Consider the following 3338-nt stretch of genomic DNA (forward strand, 5'->3'; position numbering starts at 1 on the left):
CGATCCAGGCCTTCGCCCGGGCCGTCAACTCCTCCGGGGTGTCGACCAGTTCGTGCACCAGTCCGTGCTCCAGCGCCTGCGCGGGCCGGTACTGGCGCCCCTCCAGCAGGAACTTCAGCAGGGCGTCGGTGATGCCGAACAGCCGCACTGTACGGACCACCCCGCCGCCGCCCGGCAGCAGGCCGAGGGTGACCTCGGGCAGCCCGATCCGGCTGGCGGGGGTGTTCAGGGCGATCCGGTGGTGGCAGGCGAGGGCGATCTCCAGGCCGCCGCCGAGCGCGCTGCCGTTGACGGCGGCGACGACGGGCTTGCCGAGGGTCTCCAGCTTGCGCAGGGACCGCTTGATCCGCATGGACTTCTCGAAGACGACCTCGGCGTCCTCGGGGCGGGCCGCGGAGAGCATCCGCAGGTCACCGCCGGCGAAGAACGTCTTCTTGCCGGAGGTGATCACCACGCCGCGCAGCGAGTCCCCGAGACCGGCCAGGCGCTCGACGACGGCCTCGAAGTCGGCGGTGAAGGCCTCGTTCATGGTGTTGACGGACTGGGTGGGGTCGTCGAGGACGAGGGTGACCACACCGTCCTGGTCCTGCTCCCAGTGGATGGTGGTGGTGTCGCTCATCAGGGTTCTCCAGATCTGCAAGGGGAGGTGCCACGCGATGGGGGTCCCCTCGGACGGAGTCTGGGGGGAGTGTCGCAAGAGGGTGGCGGTGGGCGACGGGTGGGCTCAGACGCGCTCGACGACGGTGGCGATGCCCATGCCGCCGCCCACGCAGAGGGTGACCAGGCCGTAGCGCAGGTCGCGCCGCTCCAGTTCGTCGATCACGGTGCCGAGCAGCATCGCGCCGGTGGCGCCGAGCGGGTGGCCGAGGGCGATCGCGCCGCCGTTGACGTTCACCTGGTCGTGGCGGAAGCCGAGTTCGCGGATGAAGCGCAGCGCGACCGCCGCGAAGGCCTCGTTGATCTCCACCAGGTCGATGTCGGCGGCGGTCAGCCCGGCCTTGGCGAGCGCCTTGAGGGTGGCCGGGGCGGGGCCGGTGAGCATGATGGTCGGCTCGGAGCCGGAGACGGCGGCGGAGACGATCCGGGCGCGCGGGCGCAGCCCGTACCGCTCGCCGACCTCGCGGTTGCCGATCGCGACGAGGGCGGCGCCGTCCACGATGCCGGAGGAGTTGCCCGCGTGGTGGACGTGGTCGATGGCCTCGACCCAGTGGTACTTCTGGAGGGCGACGGCGTCGAAGCCGCCGGCCTCGCCGATGGCGGCGAAGGAGGGCTTGAGGCCGGCCAGGGTCTCGACGGTGGTGCCGGGGCGGATGAACTCGTCGCGCTCCAGCACGACCAGGCCGTTGCGGTCGCGCACCGGGACCACCGAGCGGTCGAACAGGCCGTCCGCCTGGGCCTTGGCGGCGCGGGCCTGGGACTCGGCGGCGAAGGCGTCCACGTCGGTGCGGGAGTAGCCCTCGATGGTGGCGATGAGGTCGGCGCCGATGCCCTGGGGGGCGAAGTTGGTCTCGTACGCGGTCATCGGGTCGGCGAACCAGGCGCCGCCGTCGGAGGCCATCTTCACCCGGGACATCGACTCCACGCCGCCGGCCAGGATCAGGTCCTCCCAGCCCGAACGGACCTTGGCGGCGGCCAGGTTGACGGCCTCCAGGCCGGAGGCGCAGAAGCGGTTCTCCTGGACGCCGGCCACGGTGTCGGGCAGTCCGGCCGCGATGGCGGCGATCCGGGCGATGTCGGAGCCCTGGTCGCCGATCGGGCTGACCACGCCGAGCACGATGTCGTCGATCGCGGCCGGGTCCAACTCGGGGTATCGGCGGCGCAGTTCGTGGATCAGGCCGACGACCAGGTCGATCGGCTTGGTGCCGTGCAGCGAGCCGGTGGCCTTGCCACGGCCGCGCGGGGTGCGGATCGCGTCGTAGACGTACGCTTCGGTGGTCACGGTGGAAACGCCTTTCAGCGGAACTTCACGGAACTTCACGGGATTTCACGGGGGTTTCGCGGGACGTAGCGGGATCTCGCGGAACGTAGTGGGATGTGGCGGGATGTAGCGGGGATTCGCGGAATGTCGGGGCAGGAGGCCGAACGGGGGTTCAGCCGAGGATGGAGCGGCCGACGATCTCCTTCATGATCTCGGTGGTGCCGCCGTAGATGGTCTGGATGCGACCGTCGGTGAACGCCCGGGCGACCGGGAACTCACTCATGTACCCGTACCCACCGTGCAGTTGGAGGCATCGGTCGGCGGTGCGCTTCTGTAGTTCGGTGGCCCACCACTTGGCCATCGAGGCGTCGGCCGGGGTGAGGGCGTAACGGTTGTGCTCGGTGATGCAGCGGTCGACGAAGGTCCGGGTGATCGCGCACTCGGTGGCCAGTTCGGCGATCTCGAAGCGGACGTGCTGGAGCTTGGCCAGCGGACGGCCGAAGGCCTCGCGCTGCTTGACGTAGTCGGTGGTGATCTCGACCAGGTACTCGGCGCCGGCGATCGCCGCGGCCGCGATGGTGAGCCGCTCCTGGGCGAGGTTCTGCATCAGGTGGACGAAGCCGCCGTTGAGTTCGCCGAGCAGGTTCTCCTTCGGCACCCGGACGTCCTCGAAGAACAACTCGGCGGTGTCCTGGGCCTTCTGGCCGATCTTGTCGAGGTTGCGGCCGCGCTCGAAGCCGGGGGTGCCGCGCTCGACGGCCAGCAGGCTCAGCCCGTGCGCGCCGCCCTCGGGGGTGGTGCGGGCGACCACGACCACCAGGTCGGCGAGGATGCCGTTGGAGATGAAGGTCTTGGCACCGTTGAGCAGGTAGTGGTCGCCCCGGTCGACCGCCTGGGTGCGGATGCCCTGCAGGTCGGAGCCGGTCCCGGGCTCGGTCATCGCGATCGCGGTGATCAGCTCGCCGCTGCAGAAGCCGGGCAGCCAGCGGCGCTTCTGCTCCTCGGTGGCGAGCGAGGTGAGGTACGGGCCGATGATGTCGTTGTGCAGGCCGATCGCCAGCCCGGAGGCACCGGCCCGGGCGAACTCCTCGGCCAGTACGGCGGCGTAGCGGAAGTCCGGGTTGCCGCCACCGCCGTACTCCTCGGGGACGGCGATGCCGAGCAGGCCCTGGCGGCCGGCCGCGAGCCAGACGGAGCGGTCGACGATGCCGGCCTTCTCCCAACGGTCGTAGTGCGGCAGCACCTCCTTGGCGAGGAAGGCCTTCACGGTGGCCCGGAAGTCGTCGTGCTGCTCGGTGAAGATCTCGCGCTGCAACGCTACTCTCCTTGGTCTGCTGCGGATTGGTCTGCTGCGGAGTCGGGAGCCCACCGGTCGAGCGACGGTACGCCCCAGTCCCGGGCCACCTCGGCGGTGTCGGCG

The 3338-nt window shown here is 70.6% G+C and carries 3 protein-coding genes; all 3 read right to left on the reverse strand.

Annotated features, from left to right (window positions below; translation table 11 throughout):
* On the reverse strand, window positions 1-619 hold a 619-nt coding region (locus J0670_RS33695; RefSeq protein WP_207816085.1), incomplete at its 3' end, for an enoyl-CoA hydratase/isomerase family protein.
* A gap of 105 nt (window positions 620-724) precedes the next feature.
* Window positions 725-1939, reverse strand: coding sequence for an acetyl-CoA C-acetyltransferase (locus tag J0670_RS33700; RefSeq protein WP_207816087.1), 1215 nt, complete (start codon window positions 1937-1939; stop codon window positions 725-727).
* Window positions 1940-2090: 151 nt separating this feature from the next.
* Window positions 2091-3233, reverse strand: coding sequence for an acyl-CoA dehydrogenase family protein (locus J0670_RS33705; RefSeq protein WP_207816093.1), 1143 nt, complete (start codon window positions 3231-3233; stop codon window positions 2091-2093).
* Between the last annotated feature and the right edge of the window lie 105 nt (window positions 3234-3338).

The organism is Streptomyces sp. FH025, assembly GCF_017427025.1.
Taxonomy (GTDB): Bacteria; Actinomycetota; Actinomycetes; order Streptomycetales; family Streptomycetaceae; genus Kitasatospora.